1 protein-coding gene and 1 pseudogene are annotated in these 1,576 nt (G+C 77.0%); both read right to left on the minus strand.

Going from position 1 to position 1,576, the window contains the following annotated elements:
- The coding region (locus CNO22_RS26925; RefSeq protein ID WP_100502283.1) for an alanine racemase at positions 1 to 1,171 on the minus strand (1,171 nt) is incomplete at its 3' end.
- 223 nt (positions 1,172 to 1,394) lie between these two features.
- Positions 1,395 to 1,576, minus strand: a pseudogene (locus CNO22_RS26930) (ABC transporter substrate-binding protein); the annotation flags it as partial.

Consider the following 1,576-nt stretch of genomic DNA (forward strand, 5'->3'; position numbering starts at 1 on the left):
GCGGGATCACGACCAGGTCACCGGCACGGACCCGGTCGACGACGACGTTGCGGACCAGGACGTCCTCCGGCGTGCACAGCTCCCCGACGACCGTCACGGGCGTGTCGCGGAGCTCGGGACGCGGGAGGCCGGACGGCCAGTCCTCGACCGGGAGCACGGTGAGGGGGAAGGGGAAGTCCTCGGTGCCGGGCAGGGCGAAGCCGCCGATGCCGCCGCGCACGAGCACGTACGCCGTCCCGTAGGAGGCCTTGACGTCGACGACCTGCGCGGCGTACCAGCCGCAGTCGGCGGCCAGCCAGCGGCCGGGTTCGAGGGCGACCTCCACGCCGGCCGGGGGAGTGAGCCGGTGCAGCTCCTCGCCGAGCAGGTCGAGGTCGAGCGGGTCCTCCCCGCCGTAGGCGACGCCGAGTCCGCCACCGACGTCGACCCAGCGCAGGTCGACCCCGTGCTCCCGCGCCGTCCGTGCCGCCCAGTCCAGGCACCAGCCGACGTAGGCGGCGTGCGCCCGCGCGTCGCGGTTGCCGCAGACGGCGTGCACGTGGAAGCCGACGACGTCCAGGCCCGGCAGCGAGCGGGCGAGGGCGAGCGCCTCCGGGACGTCGGGCTCGGGGACGCCGAAGGGAGCCGGGCGCCCGCCCATGGCCAGGGTGCCGCGCACCCCGACCGCAGCGGGGTTGACCCGCAGTCCGACCCGCACGGTCCGGCCCCGGGCCCGGGCCACCGCGGACAGCCGGGCCAGCTCCAGGGGGCTCTCGACGTGCACGACCTCGGTCCCGGCGTCCAGCAGGGCGTCCAGCAGGGCCGGGGTCTTCGCCGGTCCCGCGGCCAGCAGCCGGGGGGACCGGCCGGCGGCGAGGAGCGCGGCCCGGGCGGCGTCGGCCTCGGCACGGGAGGCGACCTCGAAGCCGTCCACGCCACCGGGCCCGGCCAGCGCGGCGAGCACCGCCGGCGAGCCGTTGGCCTTCGCCGCGAAGAACAGCGACGCCCACGGGGGGAGGACCGCACGGAGCGCGCGGGCGCGGTCGGCGGCGACCTGTGGGTCGTAGACGTAGCCGCTGACCGTCCCGGCGTGGGTCCGGGCGTGCAGCAGGCTCCGGATCGCGGGCGGGAGGACGGTGGGCGGCAGGGCGTGCGCGCAGCCGGTGCCAGCGGCCGAGGGAGGGGACAGCAACGGACCTCCAGGGAGCCAGTTAGGTAAGGCTCACCTTAGTGCGCCCCCTCACTGGACGTGCAAGCGGGGGCACCGTCGCGTCACGGTCGCGGGTGCTGCGGGGTGCTGCGGGGTGCTGCGGGGTGCTGCCGGGTGGCCGCGGGTCCCGCCACCCGGGCGCAGCGGCGTCACCCGCCCCGGCGGACCGTGGTCGGCCGGGGCGGGTGACAGCGCGCTGCTGCGGTCAGAGGCAGCCGGACCCGGCGAGGGCCGTCTCGACGTCCTCGAGGACGACCTCGGCGCCGAGCAGGCCGATGCCGAGCATCCACTCGTCGTCGTCGACCTCGAAGGCGCAGTCGGGGACGGCCTCCAGGAAGTCCCAGACGGCGGTGACGCTGCCCTTGGTGGTCGCGCCCGGATCGCCGT

Source organism: Geodermatophilus chilensis (assembly GCF_002802985.1).
Lineage (GTDB): Bacteria > Actinomycetota > Actinomycetes > Mycobacteriales > Geodermatophilaceae > Geodermatophilus > Geodermatophilus chilensis.